At 46.9% G+C, this 22,349-nt stretch carries 17 protein-coding genes, 11 tRNA genes and 1 rRNA gene; all 29 read left to right on the top strand.

Features of this window, described 5'->3' with window-relative positions; genetic code table 11:
* Positions 1-108: ribosomal RNA gene (locus AC0YNT_RS21045) — 23S ribosomal RNA — on the top strand; the annotation flags it as partial.
* Between the two features lie 62 nt (positions 109-170).
* A tRNA-Asn gene (locus AC0YNT_RS21040) sits at positions 171-246 on the top strand.
* Positions 247-249: 3 nt separating this feature from the next.
* Positions 250-325, top strand: a tRNA-Thr gene (locus AC0YNT_RS21035).
* Between the two features lie 16 nt (positions 326-341).
* Positions 342-416: transfer RNA gene (locus tag AC0YNT_RS21030), tRNA-Glu, on the top strand.
* 36 nt (positions 417-452) lie between these two features.
* A tRNA-Val gene (locus AC0YNT_RS21025) sits at positions 453-528 on the top strand.
* 9 nt (positions 529-537) lie between these two features.
* Positions 538-612, top strand: a tRNA-Gln gene (locus tag AC0YNT_RS21020).
* Between the two features lie 8 nt (positions 613-620).
* A tRNA-Lys gene (locus AC0YNT_RS21015) sits at positions 621-693 on the top strand.
* A 24-nt stretch (positions 694-717) separates the two neighbouring features.
* Positions 718-800: transfer RNA gene (locus AC0YNT_RS21010), tRNA-Leu, on the top strand.
* A gap of 89 nt (positions 801-889) precedes the next feature.
* Entirely contained in the window at positions 890-1,624 is a 735-nt protein-coding gene (gene nfsA, locus AC0YNT_RS21005) for an oxygen-insensitive NADPH nitroreductase (RefSeq protein ID WP_475806402.1), read from the top strand.
* 196 nt (positions 1,625-1,820) lie between these two features.
* Entirely contained in the window at positions 1,821-2,672 is an 852-nt protein-coding gene (locus tag AC0YNT_RS21000; RefSeq protein ID WP_475806381.1) for an ABC transporter ATP-binding protein, read from the top strand.
* 170 nt (positions 2,673-2,842) lie between these two features.
* Positions 2,843-2,917 (top strand) — tRNA-Gly (locus AC0YNT_RS20995).
* 6 nt (positions 2,918-2,923) lie between these two features.
* Positions 2,924-3,000: transfer RNA gene (locus AC0YNT_RS20990), tRNA-Arg, on the top strand.
* Between the two features lie 29 nt (positions 3,001-3,029).
* Positions 3,030-3,106, top strand: a tRNA-Pro gene (locus AC0YNT_RS20985).
* A 7-nt stretch (positions 3,107-3,113) separates the two neighbouring features.
* Positions 3,114-3,187, top strand: a tRNA-Gly gene (locus tag AC0YNT_RS20980).
* 186 nt (positions 3,188-3,373) lie between these two features.
* On the top strand, positions 3,374-6,184 hold the full coding sequence (gene ppc, locus AC0YNT_RS20975) for a phosphoenolpyruvate carboxylase (protein ID WP_475806380.1): 2,811 nt from the start codon (positions 3,374-3,376) through the stop codon (positions 6,182-6,184).
* Between the two features lie 188 nt (positions 6,185-6,372).
* Positions 6,373-7,497 (top strand): S1C family serine protease, encoded by a 1,125-nt coding sequence (locus AC0YNT_RS20970; protein WP_475806379.1) that lies wholly within the window; start codon positions 6,373-6,375, stop codon positions 7,495-7,497.
* Positions 7,498-7,659: 162 nt separating this feature from the next.
* Positions 7,660-8,580 (top strand): EamA family transporter, encoded by a 921-nt coding sequence (locus AC0YNT_RS20965; protein WP_475806378.1) that lies wholly within the window; start codon positions 7,660-7,662, stop codon positions 8,578-8,580.
* A gap of 246 nt (positions 8,581-8,826) precedes the next feature.
* Positions 8,827-9,393, top strand: a complete 567-nt coding sequence (gene sigW, locus AC0YNT_RS20960; protein WP_167278956.1) for an RNA polymerase sigma factor SigW — start codon at positions 8,827-8,829, stop codon at positions 9,391-9,393.
* Between the two features lie 99 nt (positions 9,394-9,492).
* Entirely contained in the window at positions 9,493-10,125 is a 633-nt protein-coding gene (locus AC0YNT_RS20955) for a zf-HC2 domain-containing protein (protein WP_167278957.1), read from the top strand.
* 230 nt (positions 10,126-10,355) lie between these two features.
* Complete coding sequence (gene cdaA, locus AC0YNT_RS20950; RefSeq protein WP_167278958.1) at positions 10,356-11,201, top strand: diadenylate cyclase CdaA; 846 nt, start codon at positions 10,356-10,358, stop codon at positions 11,199-11,201.
* Positions 11,194-12,657, top strand: a complete 1,464-nt coding sequence (locus tag AC0YNT_RS20945) for a CdaR family protein (protein ID WP_475806377.1) — start codon at positions 11,194-11,196, stop codon at positions 12,655-12,657. The genes cdaA and AC0YNT_RS20945 overlap by 8 nt, the downstream gene beginning before the upstream one ends.
* Positions 12,658-12,782: 125 nt before the next feature.
* Positions 12,783-14,123, top strand: coding sequence for a phosphoglucosamine mutase (glmM, locus tag AC0YNT_RS20940; protein WP_475806376.1), 1,341 nt, complete (start codon positions 12,783-12,785; stop codon positions 14,121-14,123).
* 679 nt (positions 14,124-14,802) lie between these two features.
* Complete coding sequence (gene glmS / locus AC0YNT_RS20935; protein WP_475806375.1) at positions 14,803-16,635, top strand: glutamine--fructose-6-phosphate transaminase (isomerizing); 1,833 nt, start codon at positions 14,803-14,805, stop codon at positions 16,633-16,635.
* 196 nt (positions 16,636-16,831) lie between these two features.
* Positions 16,832-17,236: a cupredoxin domain-containing protein gene (locus tag AC0YNT_RS20930; protein WP_475806374.1), complete on the top strand. Its 405-nt coding sequence runs from the start codon at positions 16,832-16,834 to the stop codon at positions 17,234-17,236.
* A gap of 94 nt (positions 17,237-17,330) precedes the next feature.
* Positions 17,331-18,302, top strand: a complete 972-nt coding sequence (locus AC0YNT_RS20925) for a Gfo/Idh/MocA family protein (protein ID WP_475806373.1) — start codon at positions 17,331-17,333, stop codon at positions 18,300-18,302.
* 264 nt (positions 18,303-18,566) lie between these two features.
* A complete protein-coding gene (locus tag AC0YNT_RS20920; protein WP_475806372.1) occupies positions 18,567-18,920 on the top strand; it encodes a CidA/LrgA family protein in 354 nt (117 codons plus the stop codon).
* On the top strand, positions 18,913-19,599 hold the full coding sequence (locus AC0YNT_RS20915) for an LrgB family protein (RefSeq protein WP_475806371.1): 687 nt from the start codon (positions 18,913-18,915) through the stop codon (positions 19,597-19,599). The genes AC0YNT_RS20920 and AC0YNT_RS20915 overlap by 8 nt, the downstream gene beginning before the upstream one ends.
* Before the next feature lie 293 nt (positions 19,600-19,892).
* Complete coding sequence (locus AC0YNT_RS20910; RefSeq protein ID WP_475806370.1) at positions 19,893-21,311, top strand: ABC transporter substrate-binding protein; 1,419 nt, start codon at positions 19,893-19,895, stop codon at positions 21,309-21,311.
* 61 nt (positions 21,312-21,372) lie between these two features.
* A complete protein-coding gene (locus AC0YNT_RS20905) occupies positions 21,373-22,347 on the top strand; it encodes a carbohydrate ABC transporter permease (protein WP_475806369.1) in 975 nt (324 codons plus the stop codon).
* The last annotated feature ends 2 nt before the right edge of the window (positions 22,348-22,349 follow it).

The raw sequence follows: 22,349 nt of genomic DNA, 5'->3' as shown, positions 1-22,349 counted from the left end.
TTTCCCAATTAGTAAGACCCCTTGAAGACGACGAGGTTGATAGGTTCGGGGTGGAAGCACAGCAATGTGTGGAGCTGACGAATACTAATCGGTCGAGGGCTTATCCTAAAAAGACTTAAGGAGTTTTAAACTTTCGCATCCAGTTTTCAAGGCTCAAGCTTTGAATGTATTCCCTGATAGCTCAGTTGGTAGAGCACTCGACTGTTAATCGAGTTGTCACAGGTTCGAGTCCTGTTCGGGGAGCCATTTGCTCTCATAGCTCAGTAGGTAGAGTGCATCCATGGTAAGGATGAGGTCACCGGTTCGATCCCGGTTGAGAGCTCCAGTAGAAGTTTTTGTAAGGCCCGTTGGTCAAGTGGTTAAGACACCTCCCTTTCACGGAGGTAACAGGGGTTCGAGTCCCCTACGGGTCACCATAATTTCTTTTGTGTTGGTGGAAGTAAATTGCCTGTGGAGGCTTAGCTCAGCTGGGAGAGCATCTGCCTTACAAGCAGAGGGTCGGGGGTTCGATCCCCTCAGCCTCCACCATTACAGCTTTGGGGATTAGCCAAGCGGTAAGGCAACGGACTTTGACTCCGTCATTCCAAGGTTCGAATCCTTGATCCCCAGCCATTTATTACGAGCCATTAGCTCAGTTGGTAGAGCACCTGACTTTTAATCAGGGTGTCGAAGGTTCGAGTCCTTCATGGCTCACTTTTCTTAATAAGTTTCACCCATGCGCGTATGGCGGAATTGGCAGACGCACCAGACTTAGGATCTGGCGGGCAACCGTGGGGGTTCAAGTCCCTCTACGCGCACCATACTTAACACTCAACCTTCAGGAGATGTCCTGAAGGTTTTTTTGTGCTACATTGTAGCCATACGACTTAAGGAATGAGGGAGAATAATGATGAATGAAATGATAGGTTTACTGAAGCAGCATCGCTCCATTCGGAAGTTCACGAAGGATCCGGTTACTGCTGAACAATTGGATGCGATATTAACGGCAGCACAACAGGCGTCGACCTCAAGCAATATGCAGGCATATTCGGTTATTGGTATTACTGATAAGGAACTTCGCAGTGAGCTGGCAAAGCTTGCAGGCAATCAAGCTTATATAGAAGAGAGTTCTGTTTTCCTCGTCTGGTGTGCGGATCTATACCGCTGGGAACAAGCGGCTAAGCGGCATTATGATGGGGAAATACTTAGTACAACAGAAAACTTCATTATTGGAACAGTAGATGCTGCTCTGGCCGCTCAGAATGCTGCTGTTGCCGCGGAGTCACTTGGGCTCGGTATCGTGTATATTGGCGGCATACGTAATCAACCAGAACAAATATCTGAGCTCTTAGAGCTTCCTCAGCATGTGTATCCGGTGTTTGGCATGTGTATTGGTGTTCCAGATCAATCTCCGCTTGATCGACCACGGTTGCCACTTTCAGCTGTTTATTACGAGAATAGCTATAATACGAGTACTATAGATTCAAATATTGATGCTTATGACGAGACGATGAGCAATTATATGAAGGCTAGGTCAAATGGAAAGGCAGGCACAACCTGGTCGCAGGCTATGGCAGCCAAGGCAGGGCCAGTACGTATGCATATGCGCTCCTTCCTACAGAAGCAAGGATTCGAGCTCGAATAAGTTTATGTGCCTATCGTGAACCGAAAACTGACTGTCAATGCATGTGGACAAGTATCACATTTCTGTCATTGACATCTCATCTGAGAACGATTATCATTATACCTAGTTAATTGATAATTGTTATCACGGATGCGCAGTTAGCGCATAATAACTGAAACGGGCCGCTTTACGGCATCGGAAGGAGCGTGCAGGTCACATGATTCGTCTTACGACTTCGAATCTCGACATTGCTTATGATGATCGTCTCATCGTTCAAAATTTAAATATTGCTATTCCTCAAGGTAAGATTACAGCCCTTGTAGGATCCAATGGATCGGGCAAATCGACCATCCTGAAGACGATGGCGCGTTTGATGCATCCATCAGGAGGCAGTGTACTGCTGGACGGTAGATCAATTCATAAGCAGTCAACGAAGGAAGTGGCGAAGCAGCTGGCTATTTTGCCGCAAAATCCGACGGCCCCAGACGGTCTTACCGTTGCAGAGCTCGTATCTTATGGACGTTTTCCCTATCAGAAGGGCTTTGGCTCGCTGACCAAGGAAGACCGCCGCATTATTCAATGGGCAATTGAAGCTACCGGGATGGGTGAATTTACAGATCGTCCAGTAGATCAATTATCGGGCGGCCAACGTCAACGTGCATGGATTGCGATGGCTCTCGCGCAAGAGACAGATATATTGTTCCTTGATGAGCCAACAACGTTCTTGGATATGGCCCATCAGCTTGAAGTTCTGCATTTGCTGCAGAAGCTTAATGAGATGAATAATCGTACGGTTGTCATGGTTGTGCATGATTTGAACCATGCTTCTCGTTACGCTCACCATATGGTTGCGATTAAGAAGGGTACAGTTGTAGGTGAAGGTACGCCAGCCGAAGTTATGACACCGGATATTTTACGTGAGGTGTTCAACATCGAGGCAGACATTGTACCGGACCCGCGTACTGGTGTACCTTTATGCTTACCTTATGCATTGGCTGGTGAACCGGCTGCTGATAAAGTGTTGGTAACAGCACAGCCTGAACGTATTCTGACTGCAGCAGGGGCATAATGATTAGCTTTAAAAAGCCGTGCTAAGTAAGCACGGCTTTTACTTTTCTAGGTCCTCTAAAATAATCTTAAAAAAACTTTTATAAAACAGTTGCATTTTGTTTTTGAAGGTGATATATTATTACTTGTCGCCGCGATGATAAACAAAACGGACGACAGCGAAAGTAACATGCGGAAGTGGCTCAGCGGTAGAGCATCGCCTTGCCAAGGCGAGGGTCGCGGGTTCGATTCCCGTCTTCCGCTCCATATTGTGCGGCCTTAGCTCAGCTGGATAGAGCGTTTGACTACGAATCAAAAGGTCAGGAGTTCGAATCTCTTAGGCCGCGCCAATTTTTCTTAAATACTTACTTATACTTGTCGGGATGTAGCTCAGCTTGGTAGAGCACCTGGTTTGGGACCAGGGGGTCGCATGTTCAAATCGTGTCATCCCGACCATTTATACGCGGGTGTAGTTCAATGGTAGAACTTTAGCCTTCCAAGCTAATAGCGTGGGTTCGATTCCCATCACCCGCTCCAGATTTTCAAACAATCTCCTTCTTCGGAAGGAGTTTTTATATTTTATATCCTAACATTGGCAGCCCTTGCGGGGGCTGCCTTTCCTGCGTTCTAAAAAGAAAGTGGGCGCTTCGGGCTTCAACCGAGCGTCATTTTGTAGTATGATGAAAAGAAGATGAAAATGCGTTAAAGTACAGGAGGATCAGTATGTCGGACCAAGTAACATCGACTTTATCGGCACAACACCGGCCGCAGGCTAACAATTTGCTGCGCAGAGACGTCCGTTTCCTAGGCAACATACTCGGGGAAGTGCTCGTCCATCAAGGTGGCCGTGAGCTGCTGGATATTGTTGAACAAATTCGTGAAACAAGTAAAGCCTTGCGCGCAGAATTTGTGCCTGAGCTTTTTGAACAGTTTAAGACGACGGTTTCATCGTTAAGCCCGGAAATTCGCCATCAGGTGATCCGTGCCTTTGCGATCTATTTCCAATTGGTCAACATTGCAGAGCAGAATCATCGTATTCGCCGCAAACGTGATTATGAGCGTTCGGCTGGGGAAAGTGTACAACGCGGTTCCATCGAGAGCGCTATTTCGGATTTGAAAGAGCGTAATATCGATATTGAAGGTGTTCAAGAGATCTTGAGCAATATTTCACTAGAGCTCGTTATGACTGCGCATCCAACGGAAGCGACGCGTCGTGCCGTGCTTGATATTCATAAGCGGATTGCTGAAGATGTAATGGAACTTGATAATCCGACTCTGACTTACCGTGAACGCGAGATTCTTCGGGACAAGCTGCTGAATGAAGTGCTTATTCTATGGCAAACTGATGAGCTTCGTGACCGTAAGCCAACTGTTATTGATGAAGTACGCAATGGCTTGTATTATTTCGACGAGACATTGTTCGAAGTGCTTCCTAACGTATATGAAGAACTGGAACGCAATCTTACTAAATACTATCCAGGCGAGAAATGGCATGTACCAAGCTATCTGCGCTTCGGCTCATGGATCGGCGGAGACCGCGACGGTAACCCGTCGGTAACTGCGAAGGTAACATGGGAGACGCTGACGCTTAACCGCCAGCTTGCTATTAAGAAATACGAAGAGAAATTACATGAGCTTGTCAGCATTCTGAGCTTCAGCACAAACCTTGTTGAGGTATCGGAAGAGCTGATTAGCTCCATCAAGAAAGATCGTGAGCATGTCGAACTGAAATGTATCGACCTGTGGCGTAATGCGAAAGAGCCATACCGCATTAAGCTCGGCTTTATGCTTGAGAAGCTGGCTAACACTCGTGATGAGTCCCTCAAAGGCTCTGCTATGCGTTACAACAGTGCAAGCGAACTGCTTGATGAACTGCATATCATCGACCGCAGCTTACGCGGCCATTTTGCAGATTACGTAGCCGATACACATATCGGTAAGCTTGTCCGTCAAGTTGAGCTGTTTGGATTCCATATGCTTGCTTTGGATATCCGCCAGCATAGCCAAGAGCATGAGAATGCGATGTCGGAAATTTTGGCGAAGATGAATGTTGTAGCGAACTACGGCTCGCTTTCCGAAGAAGAGAAGATTGCTCTTCTCAGCAAATTGCTGGAGGACCCTCGTCCACTTACTTCGTCGCATCTGGATTATTCTCCATCGACTCGTGAGTGCCTGGACGTATATCAAACGGTCTACAAAGCACAGCAGGAGTTTGGACCAGAATGTATTTCGACTTATCTGATTAGTATGACGCAAGGTGCAAGCGACATGCTGGAGGTTATGGTATTCGCGAAAGAGGTAGGATTATTCCGTAAAGAAGCAGACGGCAGCGTTCGCTGTACACTGCAATCGGTACCTCTCTTCGAGACAATTGATGACCTGCATGCTGCTCCTGGTATCATGAAGCTGCTCTTCGAACTGCCAATCTATCGTCAAGCCGTAGCAGCAAGAGGCGACCTGCATGAAATCATGCTTGGTTACTCCGATAGTAACAAAGACGGCGGCGCGGTAACGGCGAACTGGGAACTGCGCGTAGCCCTGAATGATATTACAGCAACTGCTGGTGAACACGGCGTTAAGCTGAAGTTCTTCCATGGACGCGGCGGTGCACTCGGCCGTGGCGGCATGCCGCTTAACCGCAGTATTCTTGCACAGCCTCCACATACCGTTGGCGGCGGCATTAAGATTACAGAGCAAGGCGAAGTATTGTCTTCGCGTTACTCGATGCAGGGCATTGCATACCGCAGTCTTGAGCAAGCATCATGGGCGCTTATTACAGCGGCACGTCTTGCGAAATATCCACAAGCTCAGGATGATGCCGTGTTGAAAGAGTGGGAAGAGATTTCACGTTCCATCTCCGAGACTGCATTGAACAAGTACCAGGATCTGATCTTCCGCGATCCAGACTTCCTGACTTACTTCAAAGAGTCGACTCCACTTCCTGAGGTAGGCGAACTGAACATTGGTTCCCGTCCTTCGAAACGGAAGAACAGCGATCGCTTTGAGGATCTGCGTGCGATTCCTTGGGTATTCGCTTGGACGCAAAGCCGTTACTTGCTGCCTGCATGGTATGCAGCGGGTACTGCGCTTAAGCAGTACACGGGTGATGATGAACAGCGTCTGACAACACTGAAGACGATGTATGAGAAATTCCCGTTCTTCCGTTCGCTGATCGACAACCTGCAAATGGCACTTGCTAAAGCAGATTTGACGATTGCGAAGGAATATGCGGATATGATCTCCGATAGCACGATTCGTGACCGTATCTTTACTCAAATCGAGAACGAGTATAAGCTGACTTCGGATATGATTCTGAGCATTACAGGACAAGATGAGATTCTGGATAACGTACCAGTCATCCAAGAATCGATTCGTCTGCGTAATCCGTACGTTGATCCACTCAGCTACATGCAAGTTCAGCTCCTCACAGAGCTGAGAGAGCTTCGTGCGAAGGATGAAGATGATCCTGAACTGCTCCGTGAAGTTCTTCTTACGATTAACGGAATTGCAGCTGGTCTGAGAAATACAGGCTAATAGAAATATGGATAAAACCGGACATTTGGCTTATTACAGTCGAATGTCCGGTTTTTTGTGTATTTGTCTATTTCTTTATCCTCCTTTTAAATTCACTTAAGTTTGATTTAAGGTACATGCCTCATGATAGGAATCAAGCAAGGGACATGAATCGCAAATCGCGGTCGTAATGAAAAGGAGCGATAAAGATGAACAATGAATATGAAAATAACCACAATAACGTAAATGATACAGATAAGCCGGAATCCACAGCGGAACATAAACCTTACACTTATACTTACGGACCAAATCGTTCTGCATCTAGTCTTCGGACAGCCTACGAGAATCAGCTAATGAAGATGACAGATGAAGGCGGGGAACTAGGGAATTCAGGATGGGGAAGCAAGAAACCAGGCAAGAAGAAGTCGCAGGCAAAAGCGATGGTGGCCGCTTTTCTAGTTGGCGCCGTGGTCATCAGTGGTTTCATGTATGCATCGGACCGGACAAACTTGTTCACTGGTAACGAGCAAGCTTCCACAGTAGCAACAACGACCGCAAGTAACTCGGCGCAGCAAGCAGCCGGTGTAACAACAGCATCAGTTAGTGTTGATGCAACTATCGCAGATGTCTATAAAGCAGCATCTCCAGCAGTAGTAAAGATTGAGAACTACACGCAGCCGGTGCAAAGCAACGGCAGAGGTTATGGAGGAAGAGGCGGATTCCAAGGATTTGGAGAGATGCCGCAGACACAAGAGGACAGTGGTCAGTCTGGTTCGACAGACAGCTCACAGCTTGAACTGGCAGGAACGGGCACAGGGTTCTTTTTCGAATCATCAGGCTATATCCTAACTAACCAGCATGTTGTCGCAGATGCGTCGCAGGTGAAGGTTCAAGTAGAAGGCTATGATGAGCCGTTCATTGCAGAGGTAGTAGGGGAGAATGCGGATCAGGATTTGGCCGTTCTCAAAATCAGTGGAACAGAGGCATTCCCGACACTCGCAATCGGTGACTCGAATCAAACGGCTATTGGCGACTGGGTGATCGCAATTGGTAACCCATATGGCTTCGATCATACCATGACGGTTGGGGTACTAAGCGCGAAGGAGCGTCCAATCACAATCAGTGACGAAGACGGCGATCATGTGTATGAGCATTTGCTGCAAACGGACGCTTCGATTAATCCAGGTAACTCCGGTGGTCCGCTGCTGAATGCAAGTGGCCAAGTGATTGGTATCAACACTGCTGTGAATTCTGAGGCGCAAGGTATTGGTTTCGCTATTCCGACAAGTACGATTCAAGAGACACTTAAACAGCTAGTTGGTCATAATGTATAAAGCCATTATTTGATAAATTATCTAAAGCGGAGAGGCATGCGGGCCTCTCCGCTTCTTCTATAATAAGGGCAGAATCGAAGAGGACTGACGTGCCTTTCCGCTTTGCTATATAAGGACAGAACCGATATAATAGACCAGGTGTGAATGGAGGATTTTTGTAGTATGGAAAGATCATCTGGCTATTGGACAGCGGTTGTTATGGTCCTTATAGCTGCGGCTTGCTACGGAATTATGTCATCCGTTCTAAAGCTCGCTTATGAGAAAGCTTATACCTTTCAGCAAATTACAGTTCATCAAGTAGGGGCCGGTGCGATATTACTTTGGCTGCTGGTCCTCATAAGACCAGGAGCATGGAGTAAGCTCGCTTTCAGCTGGAAGCACTGGGGGGCTTTAGCTTTTACCGGTATTTTTGGATTAAGTATGACGACTGTCTTATATAATCAGACTTTGGAGAGACTCGATGCTTCTTTCTCAATTGTCTTGCTTTTTCAGTTCATGTGGATTACGATTTTGCTAGAAAGTTTGTGGAAACGTAAATGGCCCACGAAATGGCAATGGGCAGCGATTGTGATGGCGATGGCAGGGACGGTGCTCGCGGCCGGACTGTTTGAGAATAAGCTCACCGATATGGATTGGGCAGGTGTATGGTTTGGCCTTGGCTCTGCGGTAACTTATAGCTTATTCCTGCTCCTGACAGGCAGAGTGGCGCCGGGTTATGATCCCGTTTATAAATCTGCAATTATGATGTCATTTGGCTTTGTTGTTATTGCAATTATGTATGGATATAAGGCGTTTGATGGCGGCCTTGAAGGAGAATGGGGCCTTATCGGCTGGGGAATTGCGCTTGGACTAATCGGACAGGTTCTGCCGACGGTCTTTTTTACAGCCGGTATTCCGAGAATCGGAAGCGGGCTTGCGTCCATGCTTGGATCGATGGAGCTGCCTTTCGCGGTCGTTAGTGCCTGGCTGATTCTAGGCGAACCGATATCGCTTGGCGGTATTGGCGGCATCGTGCTTATTCTAGGCGGCATTGTGCTAGCTGAGTATGGTTCACGCTTACGTCAGTCAACCATTCAAACGTAGAACCATGCTTACGAAGTAAGAATTATCACGAAAATCACGTGACTGTACCATGCTTACGAAGTAAGAATTATCATAAAAATCATGTGACTGAACCATGCTTACGAAGTAAGAATTATCACAAAAATCATGTGACTGAACCATGCTTACGAAGTAAGAATTATCACAAAAATCATGTGACTGAACCATGCTTACGAAGTAAGAATTATCACAAAAATCATGTGATAATTCTTTTTGGGAGGATGAATAGTGAATGTATTGGAAGCCCGCCTAGCTCGATTAGCACTTAAAGGCGACCAGCGGGCATTTGCTGAGCTTGTAGGACTGTATCAGGATAAGCTGTTCCATATGGCCTACCGAATGTTATATAACCGCCAAGAGGCGGAGGACGTCGTTCAGGAAACCTTCCTGCGGGTCTATAAAAATCTGGAGCGATATGACGAATCGCTTAAATTCTCCACGTGGATTTACCGGATTGCGACAAACTTATGTATCGATCGGCTTAGGAAACGGAAGCCTTCGTACTCTCTGGATGCGGAATCAACAGATCATGAGGGGCTTGATGGCTACTCCATGATTCCAAGCGATAACCGTACGCCAGAGTCAGAGCTCTTACTTACAGAGACCCAGCGTATTATTCATGAATCGATTGACTCGCTGCCTCCGAAGTATAAGACGATTATGATGCTTCGATATATTCAGGAGATGTCTCTGCAGGAGATCAGCGATGTACTCGATATGCCGGTAACGACGATTAAGACTCGTGTTCACCGAGGCAGGGAGTTTTTACGAAAAAAACTCGAGCATAAACTGTAGTTCAATTTTCGCAAAAAAGTGAAACATCATGTGCGAGCTGTACGTACTCTATAAATGAGGAGAGCTTATGCGAGCAAACGAAAGAAAGGACTGGCTGCTATGAATTGCAACGTCGCGGGCGTATGGATGCATGATTATTTAGACGGCGATCTGCCGCGTGAAGATGCACGAGAATTACAGACTCATTTGAGCTCATGTCCCGCTTGCCTAGCCCGCTTTGAACAGCTGGAGAAGACGGAAGCGATGATGCTGAGCACGTTAGAGCATACCGTTTCCATTCCCGATTATGATAAATCAGCTTTGACCAATCGTATTATGGCTGAGCTGCCTAAGCCAGCAAAATCGAAAGAGCGTCGTGGCTTGCTGCGGTACATTTATAAGTATCCGGGCCTTACAGCTGCTGCTTTGTTCGTGCTTGTTATGCTTGGAAGCTTCACCTCGATGTGGGATCAGGATTCAAAGCTGATTGTATCCGGTGAAGATCTGCAGCAGGTTGTCATTAACGGAAATACGGTCACGGTTCCTGAAGGTGCCCACGTGAAGGGTAATTTGGTTATTGAGAATGGAACTGCCGATGTGAAAGGTGAAGTGGATGGCAATGTAACGGTCATCGACGGCAATCTGAATCTTGCATCGACTGGTTACATTACAGGACAAAGCCGGACCATTGATCAGGCGCTAGACTGGTTCTGGTACAAAGTGACGGAAACGTTCAGCGGATTGGCTTCTTAGGACGAACTGCCTCTCTTGCAGAGAGGCAGTTATTTTTTTCTGAAAAAAAGGGTTTCCAAGTGCAATTCTAGAAAACAATAAAGTTAAGACCAGATAAAGTGTAAACGGCGGAACCGTTATTATAAATAGCGGCATACGTTTCGCGGATGAAATATAAGCACAGAATAGAAAGATCATATACATTCTTATATTTTAAAGATAATTGTCGTCGGCAGTTTGGGGGTTGATCTGTGAATTATTTCAATGATTTGACTTGGAATGGCTGGATTAAGGACATTATTGATATTGGCATCGTTAGCTATATTATTTATAAATTGATTTTGCTCGTGCGTGGCACAAGGGCAGTTCAATTGCTTAAGGGGATATTGGTCTTGGTCGGCACCTGGGCGATCAGCACCTGGTTTAATCTCTATACGCTGAAGTGGCTGATGAATCAGATGTTCACATTTGGCGTCTTGGCGGTACTTATTATTTTCCAACCGGAGCTTCGTCGTGCGCTGGAGCAATTGGGTCGCGGCAAGCTGTTTGCTCGTACCTCAACGCTGGAGCGCGATATTGTTGCCGAACAGATTGAAAGTGTCATGAAGGCTGTTCAGCATATGGCTCAGCGAAGCATCGGGGCATTGATCGTCTTTGAACGAACTACAGGAGTAACCGAGCTGATTGAATCCGGGATTCAGATGGAGTCACGGATTACGTCCGAGCTGATCATGAACATTTTTACACCTAATACACCGCTGCATGACGGGGCGGTTATTATCCGGGGTAATCAGATCATGGCCGCTGGCTGTTATTTGCCGCTTTCGGAGAATCCATTTATCAGCAAAGAGCTTGGGACCCGTCACCGTGCTGCTATTGGGGTCAGCGAAGTTAGTGATGCTGTTGCTGTTATTGTATCGGAAGAAACAGGACAAGTTTCCCTTGCTATTAACGGGATGATTGTTCGTGATATTAAGGAAGAATCGCTGATCTCCAAGCTGTTCGAAGAGCTGACGCCAAAACAGACGAGTAGTAAGGAGCGAGCAACCGTATCCTCGTTCTCGTTCTGGAAGCGGAAAGGAGGCCGCGATGGATAAGTGGTTAAGTCATCCGACGATACTCAAGATCCTTTCTGTTGCGATTGCGCTGCTCTTGTGGGCAATGGTTCATTTTGATCCGGAATCGACTCCGGCTACCGTGACCTCCTCTTTGAATACAAAAGTCATTGAGGCGGCCTCGGTTATTCCGACAAATCTAGATGAAACGAAATATGCACTTGTAAAAGTAGAGCCTACTGTCGTTCGGCTGGTCGTTGAAGGGCGGAAAGCAAGCCTGTTGACGCTGAATGAGGAGGATTATGTTGTACATGCAGACTTAAGCAATATTACAGCTGGTGAGCATGTGGTGCCGCTGACTTATGATTTGCCTAAAGGTATTACCCTTGTGGAAAGTTCGCCACGTTCCATTACGGTGGATATTGTAGAGATTGAGACGAAGACATTTGATCTTGGGGTCGCAACGGAAGGGACACCTGCGAATGGTTATATTGCCGGTACTCCATCCGTGAAATCAGGTACAATCGTGAACATTACACTGCCGAAGGACGAGATGGCTCTTGTAGGAGCAGTTCGTACAACCGTTGATATCGAAGGTGCAGAAAAGTCAGTTGTGAACAAGAAAGCACAGGTTATTGTGTACGATACCGAAGGGGAAGCGATGGAGCATGCAATTGTTCGTCCTTCCACAGTAGAAGTTGAGGTTCCAGTCACACCGCCGCTGAAGACAATGCCGTTGCAGCTTGGATTTACGGGAAGCCTGCCGGATGGTTTAAGTGTCAGCTCGGTGAAGGCGGATATCGATAAAGTCGCCGTGTACGGTGATCAGAAGCTGCTGGATTCGATGGAAACCTACACGGGCGGCGTAACCATCGACCTATCGAAGATTAAGGAATCCGGTACTGTGAAAGCGAAGGTTACAGCTGTCGGTGACGTGAAGATGGTAGAACCGTCTGAAATTGATGTAGAGGTTAAGGTAGTGGCTTCCCAGACGTTAACGCTTGACCGTACCGTTAAATTAAACGATCTGCCGGAAGGACTCACGGCGTCGTTCAAGGACCCTGACAATGGTCATGTATCGATAACGGTTCGTGGTGCGCCTAATATGCTTGCAGCTCTGCAGAACGACGATGTGAAGCTGTCAGCGGATTTGAGTGATGCCAAGGTTGGAACGACAACCGTTCCGCTCCTTGTTAAACTGCCGCGATTTATTGATCTGGCAGAGGAAAAACCAACTATTAAGCTTGATATCACGGATAAAAATGCAGCAAGCGACAGCAACAGCAACTCGGAAGGAGCCGGGGATGTTCCGGCTGGCGGCCAGCCTACCGATTCAAATTCATCCGGTAATGCAACCGACCCTCCTCCTGATAAGAATACAAATACAGGAACGGGTGCAGGTAATGGTACTGGCTCAGGCACGGGAACTGATTCCGGTTCTAGTACCGATCCTGATTCAGATGAAGATCCCGCTGAGGAACCAAGTACTACTCCATGACGGAATGTGAGTGGAGGCGGGAAAAGCGGTAGTTAAAAGTAGTTCAAAAGCGGCCTCAGATCGAGTAGGATTAGGAATAGGCCATTGCAGCAGCAGATTTAACGACAAAAGGGGCATGAGAAAATATGGGGAAATATTTTGGTACGGATGGCGTGCGCGGTGTAGCTAATCTAGAGCTGACTCCGGAGCTAGCTTATAAAATCGGCCGTTGCGGCGGTTATGTCTTAACAGGCCAGGCGGATAAGCCGAAGGTAGTTATCGGTCTGGACACACGGATCTCGGGTCCAATGCTGGAGGCTGCGCTGATTGCAGGTCTTCTGTCGATTGGTGCGAGCGTTATTCGACTTGGCGTCGTATCGACTCCAGCAGTTGCTTATATTACACGTGAATTAAAAGCAGATGCAGGTGTTATGATTTCTGCTTCCCATAATCCGGTTCAGGATAACGGCATTAAGTTCTTTGGCGGGGACGGCTTCAAGCTGTCTGATGAAACAGAGCTTGAGATCGAGCGTCTAATTGATGCTGAGGTCGATGAACTTCCTCGTCCAATCGGCGGCGAGATCGGTACCGTAACGAATGATGATAATGCGAAATATCGTTTCCTTGATTATTTGAAAACGACAATTAATGGTGATTTCAAGGGCCTTAAGATCGTACTCGACTGTGCACATGGCTCGGCATACGAGCTGGCACCAAAAGTATTCCGCGAGCTTGGTGCGGAGATTATTACAGTTGGAGCGGAGCCGGACGGCCGCAACATTAATGCTGGCGTGGGTTCGACGCATCCGGAATACTTGCGTGAGCAAGTGTTAGCGCATGGTGCAGACCTGGGTCTTTCGTTCGATGGCGATGCTGACCGTCTGATTGCTATTGATGACAAAGGCGATGAAGTCGATGGCGACTATATCCTTTGCATTTGCGGGGATGCGATGAAGCGGGCTGGCAAGCTCAAGAATGATACCGTTGTAACGACTGTAATGGCGAACATTGGTTTCTTCAAAGCAACGCAGCGTATTGGTCTGCAAACGGCTCAGACGGCTGTTGGAGACCGTTACGTGATGGAAGAAATGCGTAAGGGCGGATATAACCTTGGCGGTGAACAGTCCGGTCATGTTATTTTCCTCGATTACAATACAACAGGTGATGGTATTCTGACGGCTCTACAACTGGTTGATACGCTGGTAGCTTCGGGCCGCAAGCTGAGTGATCTGAAAAACCTGATGAGCAAATATCCGCAAGTGCTGGTGAACGTTCGTGTAGAGGATAAGAGCTTATATGCGGGTAATGAGGCTATCGTTAAAGCGGTTGAGGAAGTTGAGCAGGAGCTTGGCGATAACGGCCGCGTACTCGTTCGCCCATCCGGAACAGAATCGCTGATCCGTGTTATGGCCGAAGGCCCAGAGAAAGACCAGATTGAGGATTATGTGGCTCGAATCGTTGATGTGGTGAAACAGCAATTAGGCTAAAGGTTAGCGGGTTTAAGTCTACTGCCGACTAATTGCCGACAAATACAAAAGTCTCCACGATTCCGTGGAGACTTTTGTATTTGCGGCTAGGCGATTTGAATATATAGGTAATGTAAGGGATTTTATTTGCTTCAAAAGTTGGGGCAAATGTATGGCGGGGCTTGGGCATTTTGGACGAGAAGGCGGATATTATTAGGAGAAATTACCGGAGTTGTTCGTCCTGCGCCTAAAGTTCAGGTTGCGAAACCAGTCGAAAGTGAATATGATAGAAAGTATGATTCCAGCAGGAAAGCGAGGATAGTGGTTGTAACTAGTAATATAAGCGCCAGAGCTTGCGTGATGATTTGCCTTATGGAGTTATGAGCATGAGGGATCATACGGGAAGCTGACGAGGTGAAGGTGTTCGAATTATTCGGCGGGGACCTTCCGGTTATTAAAGCCAACCGAAAGCCGATACGCAAAGGGATTGGGCGACCGATCTTACAAACGTACGGCAGGCTGCACTTGTTGTTTTGATTTATTTGCATTCATTCGAGGAATTAAACATGCTCCCGTATGTCTATGGTGCCGCCTGATAGGTTGGCACGGGCAGAGGGGTAATACGCCTGTGCCACATATCGGCTGGCATCCGTATTCATAGTTGGGAGACAACTATCGATTAAACGGAGGTCTTTATTATATGTGTGGTATTGTAGGATATATTGGTAAACGTGATTCTCAGGATATTTTGATCGAAGGGTTGAAGAAGCTGGAATACCGGGGTTATGACTCCGCTGGTATTGCGGTATTCACAACGAACGGACTGGAGATTAAGAAATCCAAAGGCCGTCTGGCTGTGCTTGAGGATAAGCTGCGTGATGAGCCGCTGCAAGGTTCGGTTGGTATCGGTCATACACGTTGGGCAACTCATGGTAAGCCATCTGACGTTAACTCGCATCCTCATACAGATAACTCGGCGAAGTTCTCGGTCGTGCATAACGGCATTGTCGAAAACTACCTGGATCTGAAAGAGGAATTAACGATTAAAGGCCATCGTTTTGTGTCGGAGACTGACACTGAAGTTATCTCGCACCTGGTTGCTGACGAATATGATGGCAACATTGTCGAAGCAGTACAACGTGCTGTAAAACGTATGCGCGGCGCATTTGCGCTTGGCGTATTAACAGAATTCGAACCAGAGCGTCTGGTTGCAGTTCGTTTTGCAAGCCCGCTTGTTATTGGCGTTGGCGAAGGCGAGAACTTCATTGGCTCGGATATTCCGGCAATTTTGGAGCATACTCGAAATGTGTACATCTTGAACGACGGCGAAATGGCTGTATTGACACGTGATGGTGTCGAACTCATGACGACAGAGGGCGAATTTATTTCCAAGGAAATATACCATGTCGATTGGGATCTTGTGACAGCGGAGAAAGCCGGATTTGATCATTTTATGCTGAAAGAGATTCACGAGCAGCCGAAGGCATATCGTGATACAATGCTTGGCCGTATCGCGGATGACGGCAAGTCGGTTAACCTGACTGAGCTTTCGATGACAGCTGATTATGTGAAGTCGATTCGCAAAGTGCATATCGTTGCTTGTGGTACGGCTTACCATGCAGGTATGGTTGGTAAAACCGTTATTGAATCGCTCGCACGCATCCCGGTTGAGACGGACGTAGCATCGGAATATCGTTACCGCTCACCAATCATTACACCTGATACGCTGGTTATCGTTGTTAGCCAATCGGGCGAAACAGCAGATACACTTGCAGCGCTTCGTGAAGCGAAACGTAATGGCGCTCGTGTTCTGGCAATCACTAACGTTGTAGGCAGCTCGGTTGCTCGTGAAGCGGATGATGTGCTCGTAACTTGGGCAGGTCCAGAAATCGCGGTAGCATCGACAAAAGCTTACACTTCGCAGCTGATTGCATTCTACCTGTTTGGTCTGCACCTTGCTGGCATTCTGGGTACGAAAGACGAAGCAACAGTTGCTGGTATTATCACTGCGCTGGGTGAGCTTCCTGAACAAGTGGAGAGCATCCTTGAGAATGCTCCAGTGCTGAAGCAAGTAGCTGAGTCGATCTCTCATCATAAAAACTTGTTCTTTATCGGCCGCGGTGTCGACTATGCAGTCGCACAAGAAGGCTCGCTGAAGCTGAAAGAAATCTCGTACATTCACTCGGAAGCATATGCAGCAGGTGAGTTGAAGCACGGTACACTAGCTCTGATCGAGGAAGGTATTCCGGTTATTGCTTTGGTAACCCAAGAAGAGCTGTATGAGAAAACACTGAGTAACATCAAAGAAGTAAAGGCCCGCGGCGCTCATGTACTGGGTATCGTAAACGCAGGCAACGAAGTTGAAGTAGCTAAATCCGTTGACGAATTATTCGCGATTCCGAAGACATTGCCACTTCTGTCACCAGCTCTGTCAGTTATCCCGCTGCAGCTGATCTCGTACTATGCATCCCTTGCACTTGAGCATGACGTTGATAAGCCGCGTAACCTTGCAAAATCGGTAACGGTCGAGTAAGGAAAGAGCAATCATATATATAAATAAAATTAAAGCTCGCTGTTGATCAGCGAGCTTTTTTATTTTCATAAATGTAAATAAACTTTCACCATTCCTTCAATGAACAGCCATATGGCAGGCCAAACTAATAACATGATAAGGTGTATAATCAACCTAGTCACACTTTGAAGTAGTTGGCATGGAAGGGGTACAGTTTATGATGAAAAGCATAATCAAATCGAAAACAACATGGTTAATTTCAGTCATATTTATTATATGTGTTTTATTCTTCGTCTTATTTTATGATCCGAATGGCCAGTCGTCTGTAGAAGCACCTGCTGCAGTAACTGAGCTAGACGGTTATCAAGTTGTTACTATTCAGGCAAAAGGAGATGGCTTCTACCCTGATCATGTGGAGATTAAGGCAGGAGTTCCAACAAAGATTAACTTTATCAAAACAACCAGCCTGACCTGTATAAGAGCTGTGGATTCAGAAGGTTTGGGATTTGATGTCTATTTGAAGAAGGGTGATAATTTCACAACTTTAGAGGATCTTAAGCCGGGAACCTATCAATTCGACTGCGATATGTATATGTACCATGGGACCATTACGGTGGTCTAGATGGGGTTAAGCAGGGTTTTACTTGACATCCTTCGGACCGCAGGTAAACAATGGGGAGGAGTATTAATAACCCATACGTAAGGTGGTAGATTAAGTGACTCTTCGAATTGGTATAGCAGGTACAGGTTGGTTTGGACGGATGCATGCGGAAAAGCTTGCTGCGATGGAGGATATCAGCGTCAGCGCGTTCTGCGGGACAAGTCTTGAGAAGGCAGAAACGGCGGCAAAGCCTTATCGTGATGCACGTGGTTTCGATTCTATTGAAGCTATGCTAGAGGCTAGCAAGCTGGATGCTGTGTATATTTGTACGCCTCCTTTTGCACATGGTGAGATTGAGCTTGCACTTGTGGAGCGGGGAATTCCATTCTTGGTTGAAAAACCGATTGGTGTTGATGAAGCTACGCCAAATCGGATCCGTCAGGCCGTTAGGGAGAAAGGGCTGCTGACTTCGGTTGGCTATCACTTCCGGTACATGGACAGCACCAATCATGCTAAGGAGCTTCTTGCTAACCGGACACCACTCATGGCACTCGGACAATGGATGGGCTCGATGCCAGGTGTATATTGGTGGCGCAATATGGAGACCTCCGGTGGACAGTTTGTTGAGCAGACGACACATATTGTGGATTTGATGCGCTACTTGCTTGGTGACGTGAATGAAGTTTATGCAGCTTACGGAGATCGGTACATGTCAAGCAAGGAAGAAGGAGTTACAGCTCCTGATGTAGGGACAGTGACGATGAAGCTGGCGAGCGGTGCGGTTGCTACAATCAGCAATACGTGTGCGATTCCAGCCGGTGGTTCTGCAGGTCTGCAGATCTATACGAATACAGGGGTGCTTCAGATTACGGGAGATGCTCTTGTTGATATTGAAACCGACCAGAAGACCGAGTACAAAACATCGAACAATCCATACGTGAGAGAAAATGAAGCCTTCCTTCATGCCGTTAGAACAGGAGACAGCAGCAGAATTCTGTCCACCTATGAGGATGCATGGGAGACTCATCGAGTAACCATGGCGGCTAATGAATCAGCGAGAACGGGACTGCCTGTTAAGCTGAGATAATTTTTTGCTAGAGTTGATCACAACTTAATAAAGGCACCTATCGTTGGTTAACGGTAGGTGCCTTTTTGCAAATATAAGAAAGTATAAATTCACTCTATACTGGGCTTATATTTCACCCGCGAAACGTATGCTGCTCCTCCTAAGGACGGTGCAGCCGTTTACGCTTGACGTTACCTATTCATGATATTAACTTATACATTCAACAATTGCGCTTTTCTCCTGGTAAGGGATATTATTCTCATATATAAAGGAGATGACCAGCTTATGAGAGGATTAGCCATATTACTTGGGTATACGCTATTGGGGAATGCCATTCACACCTTACTGTCCGTACCAATCTCGGGGAACGTCATAGGGTTGGTGCTGCTTGTGATCAGCTTGTTTGCAGGATGGATTAAGCTCACTTGGATTGAGGAGACCGCGCAATTTTTTTTAAAGCATATGATGATTTTTTTCGCACCTGTCATCGTTGGAACAATGATGTTCTTTGGAGTCATTGGAGATCAGTGGTTAGTAGTGTTGGTTACTTTAATTGTTGCAACTATTATTGTTCTACTCGTTACTGCTGGAGTTGCGGCAAGGCAGTCTGGAAAGGTGAAGGAACGTACCTATGAATGAAGCATGGTTTGAGCAGCCGCTCTTTGGAATTACGATTACTGTCGTCTTTTATATGGGGGCTCAACTCCTTAACAGTCGATACCGCTGGTTAAATCCCTTGTTTGTAACATCAGGAGGAATTATTGTACTGCTGCTGCTCAGCGGTATTCCTTATGAGGCTTATCGCGCAGGAGGGGATGTCATTACTTTTTTCCTTGGGCCTGCTACGGTTGCCCTCGCGGTTCCATTTTATAAGAACTTTCAAAAGCTAAGAGATCAGCTTGTCCCTATCGTTACAGCAGTCAGTGCAGGTTTGATTTGCGGTCTGCTGGCCGTTTGGGGAATAAGTAGTCTTCTTCATGGCTCAGAACAGATCATGCTCACCATGCTGCCCAAATCGGTAACAACGCCAATTGCGATCGAAATAGCTGATCTATTAGGCGGCACACCTGAACTGGCTGGTGTATTCGCTGTACTGACAGGGCTGCTAGGCAGTATGATTGGACCCGGTATTCTTAAATTGTGCAAGTTTCGTAGTGATATAGCCATTGGAGCGGCCATGGGTACGGCCTCACATGGTATTGGTACAGCGCGCATCATGCGTGATTCCGAAATCCAAGGCGGCATCAGCGCTTTCGCAATGGGGCTTTCAAGCATATTGACGCCTATATTTTGCATACCACTCATTTGGTGGCTTTAATAGTTCATATTGAAAAAGGTATCTATCGTTATTAGTTGACGACGGGTACCTTTTTTTGCGTTACCTATTTATGAGGTCAAATGTTAAGGTACCAAGCGAACTATTCGTAGTTTGAGGCGAAAGACTTAGATAGAGTTCCATTCACTTGTGACTTTGGAACAATAAACCAATAAAAGTGGAATTTTTACCAACAATGGTATCCTTACGGCTGACAATTATTGGACATATAATTATGAATGCGGTTACAAGATAACGCACACAAAAACAAGGTTTAATTAAAAGGGAGGCAAAGTATGAAACGAATGAAACGTGCTTTAACGGGGATCTCTGCAATGCTTGTAATGACGACGGCTCTTGCAGCGTGTGGGAACTCGAACAACAACTCGAATTCGAACTCAAACTCATCTAGCCCAAGCCCAACAACATCTACTGCTACTGCATCAGAGGCGCCGGCAACAAATGATGGCAAGAAAGTCACGATCAATCTCTGGAGCTTCACTGATGAAATTCCGAACATGACGAAAAAGTATTTGGAAACTCATCCTGATGCAAATGTAGAGTTTAAAACGACAGTAATCGCTACGACAGACGGTGCTTATCAGCCAGCTCTTGACCAAGCTCTGGCCGGCGGCGGCAAGGACGCCCCGGACATCTTCGCAGCTGAAGCGGCGTTTGTACTTAAGTATACACAAGGTGATGCATCCAGCTATGCAGCAAACTATGCTGACCTTGGTCTTGACGACCAACTGGTGAAGGACGCGGGCATCGCGCAATATTCGGTTGATATCGGCAGCAAAGACGGTCAACTAAAAGCTCTTGGTTATCAAGCAACAGGAGGCGGCTTCATTTATCGTCGTTCAATTGCAAAAGATGTATTTGGAACGGATGATCCTGCAGCAATCAAAAACGAAGTTGGTCCCGGCTGGGATAAATACTTCGCTGCAGCTGATAAGCTGAAAGCAAAAGGTTATGCGATTGTTTCCGGCGACGGCGATATTTGGCACGCAATTGAGAACAGCTCCGACAAGGGCTGGATCGTTGACGGTAAGCTTCATATCGATCCTAAGCGTGAAGCATTCCTTGATTTCTCCAAGAAGCTGACAGACAACGGCTACAGCAATGGAACACAAGACTGGCAGGAAGCTTGGTATGCAGATATGTCTGGCACTGGTCCAAAACCAGTCTTCGGATTCTTTGGTCCAGCTTGGCTGATCAACTATGTAATGAACGGTCAAGTGAAAGACACGAATGGTGACTGGGCTGTTACAGAGCCAACAACCGGCTTCTTCTGGGGCGGTACTTGGCTGCTTGCTAACAAAGATGTTACGAAGGACGATGCTAAGAAACAAGCGGTTGCTGACTTCGTTAAGTGGGTTACGCTTGATACGTCTGAGACAGGGCTCCAGTATTACTGGGCTAACGGCACGATGAAAGAGGGCGAGCAAGGCACGAAGGACAGCGTTGCATCCTCTGTTGTTATGTCGAAGTCGAACGGCGAAGTTCCACTGCTTGGCGGACAAAACATGTTCGAAGCTTTTGTTCCGGCTAACGCTAACGCTACAGGCAAAAACTTGACCCAATATGACGAATCGATCAACCTGATCTGGCGTGATCAAGTTCGTGCATATGCTTCAGGCAGCAAGAGCCGCGAACAAGCGCTCAAAGACTTCAAGCAAACCGTTACAGATCAACTCGGAATCGAAAGCGAATAATTTGGCGCCGAAGGGGTGGGAGAGCTTCCCGCCCCTTTATATCAATTGATGAGGTGAGAGCATGCGCCGCAATGGAGTCAACTACTCGAAATACGGCTATATTTTTAGTATTCCTTTTATCATTATCTTTCTGATTTTCTCCCTATATCCAACGCTATATACCGCAGTTATTGGGTTCACGGATATGAAGGGTGTCATACCGAAACCGATTCACATCATGGATAATCCGTTTCAGAACTTTAAAGATCTCATTATGGAGAATGTCTCGTTTAGACAGTCCCTTATTAATACCTTAATCCTATGGATTGCCAACTTTATACCTCAAATCGTGCTTGCGCTTCTGCTCACCGCCTGGTTTACTAACCGGCGCCTTAATGTAAAAGGACAAGGCGCGTTCAAAGTTTTGCTCTATATGCCGAATATAATCACGGCGAGTACGATAGCCGTGCTCTTCAGCACCTTGTTCGCTTATCCGATGGGTCCTGTGAATAGTTTGTTTCACGCGCTGGGGTGGTCGGATGCACCGATCCAGTTTCTTCAGGACAAAAATACCGCGCGGGGTATTGTTTCGTTCATTCAATTCTGGATGTGGTACGGTAACACCATGATTGTTCTTATTGCAGGTGTTATGGGTATTAACCCAGCTCTCTTCGAGGCGGCTTCCATTGACGGCGCCAACGGGATTCAAACCTTTTTCCGCGTTACGCTGCCGAGTCTTCGCACGATCTTACTTTACTCACTGATTACGTCGATGATTGGTGGTCTGCAAATGTTCGATATTCCGCAGCTGTTCATCACTCCAGCGGGAGGACCGGACAATGCTACGCTTACCACCTCCGTGTTCATCTACGGGCAGGCATTCAAGGGAAGTTATATGTACAATAAGGCTGCAGCGGCTAGTATGATTATGTTCATTATTGCAGCTGTTCTGTCCCTAGTTGTGTTCTACCTGATGCGTGATCGCAGTGAGGCAAAGCTTAAGAAACAACAAAAGATGATAAATAAAGCTGCAAAAGCAGCGGCAAGGGGGATGTAATT

It is taken from the genome of Paenibacillus sp. J22R56 (assembly GCF_056269375.1).
Note: the sequence above shows the minus strand (reverse complement) of the source record. Positions and strands in the feature narration are given on the sequence as shown.

Bases quoted from the DNA above. Each gene is read 5' to 3' on its own strand.
- nfsA (WP_475806402.1), top strand. From the start codon at position 890: ATGAATGAAATGATAGGTTTACTGAAGCAGCATCGCTCCATTCGGAAG.
- AC0YNT_RS21000 (WP_475806381.1), top strand. From the start codon at position 1,821: ATGATTCGTCTTACGACTTCGAATCTCGACATTGCTTATGATGATCGT.
- ppc (WP_475806380.1), top strand. From the start codon at position 3,374: ATGTCGGACCAAGTAACATCGACTTTATCGGCACAACACCGGCCGCAG.
- AC0YNT_RS20970 (WP_475806379.1), top strand. From the start codon at position 6,373: ATGAACAATGAATATGAAAATAACCACAATAACGTAAATGATACAGAT.
- AC0YNT_RS20965 (WP_475806378.1), top strand. From the start codon at position 7,660: ATGGAAAGATCATCTGGCTATTGGACAGCGGTTGTTATGGTCCTTATA.
- AC0YNT_RS20955 (WP_167278957.1), top strand. From the start codon at position 9,493: ATGAATTGCAACGTCGCGGGCGTATGGATGCATGATTATTTAGACGGC.
- AC0YNT_RS20945 (WP_475806377.1), top strand. From the start codon at position 11,194: ATGGATAAGTGGTTAAGTCATCCGACGATACTCAAGATCCTTTCTGTT.
- glmM (WP_475806376.1), top strand. From the start codon at position 12,783: ATGGGGAAATATTTTGGTACGGATGGCGTGCGCGGTGTAGCTAATCTA.
- glmS (WP_475806375.1), top strand. From the start codon at position 14,803: ATGTGTGGTATTGTAGGATATATTGGTAAACGTGATTCTCAGGATATT.
- AC0YNT_RS20930 (WP_475806374.1), top strand. From the start codon at position 16,832: ATGATGAAAAGCATAATCAAATCGAAAACAACATGGTTAATTTCAGTC.
- AC0YNT_RS20920 (WP_475806372.1), top strand. From the start codon at position 18,567: ATGAGAGGATTAGCCATATTACTTGGGTATACGCTATTGGGGAATGCC.
- AC0YNT_RS20915 (WP_475806371.1), top strand. From the start codon at position 18,913: ATGAATGAAGCATGGTTTGAGCAGCCGCTCTTTGGAATTACGATTACT.
- AC0YNT_RS20910 (WP_475806370.1), top strand. From the start codon at position 19,893: ATGAAACGAATGAAACGTGCTTTAACGGGGATCTCTGCAATGCTTGTA.
- AC0YNT_RS20905 (WP_475806369.1), top strand. From the start codon at position 21,373: ATGCGCCGCAATGGAGTCAACTACTCGAAATACGGCTATATTTTTAGT.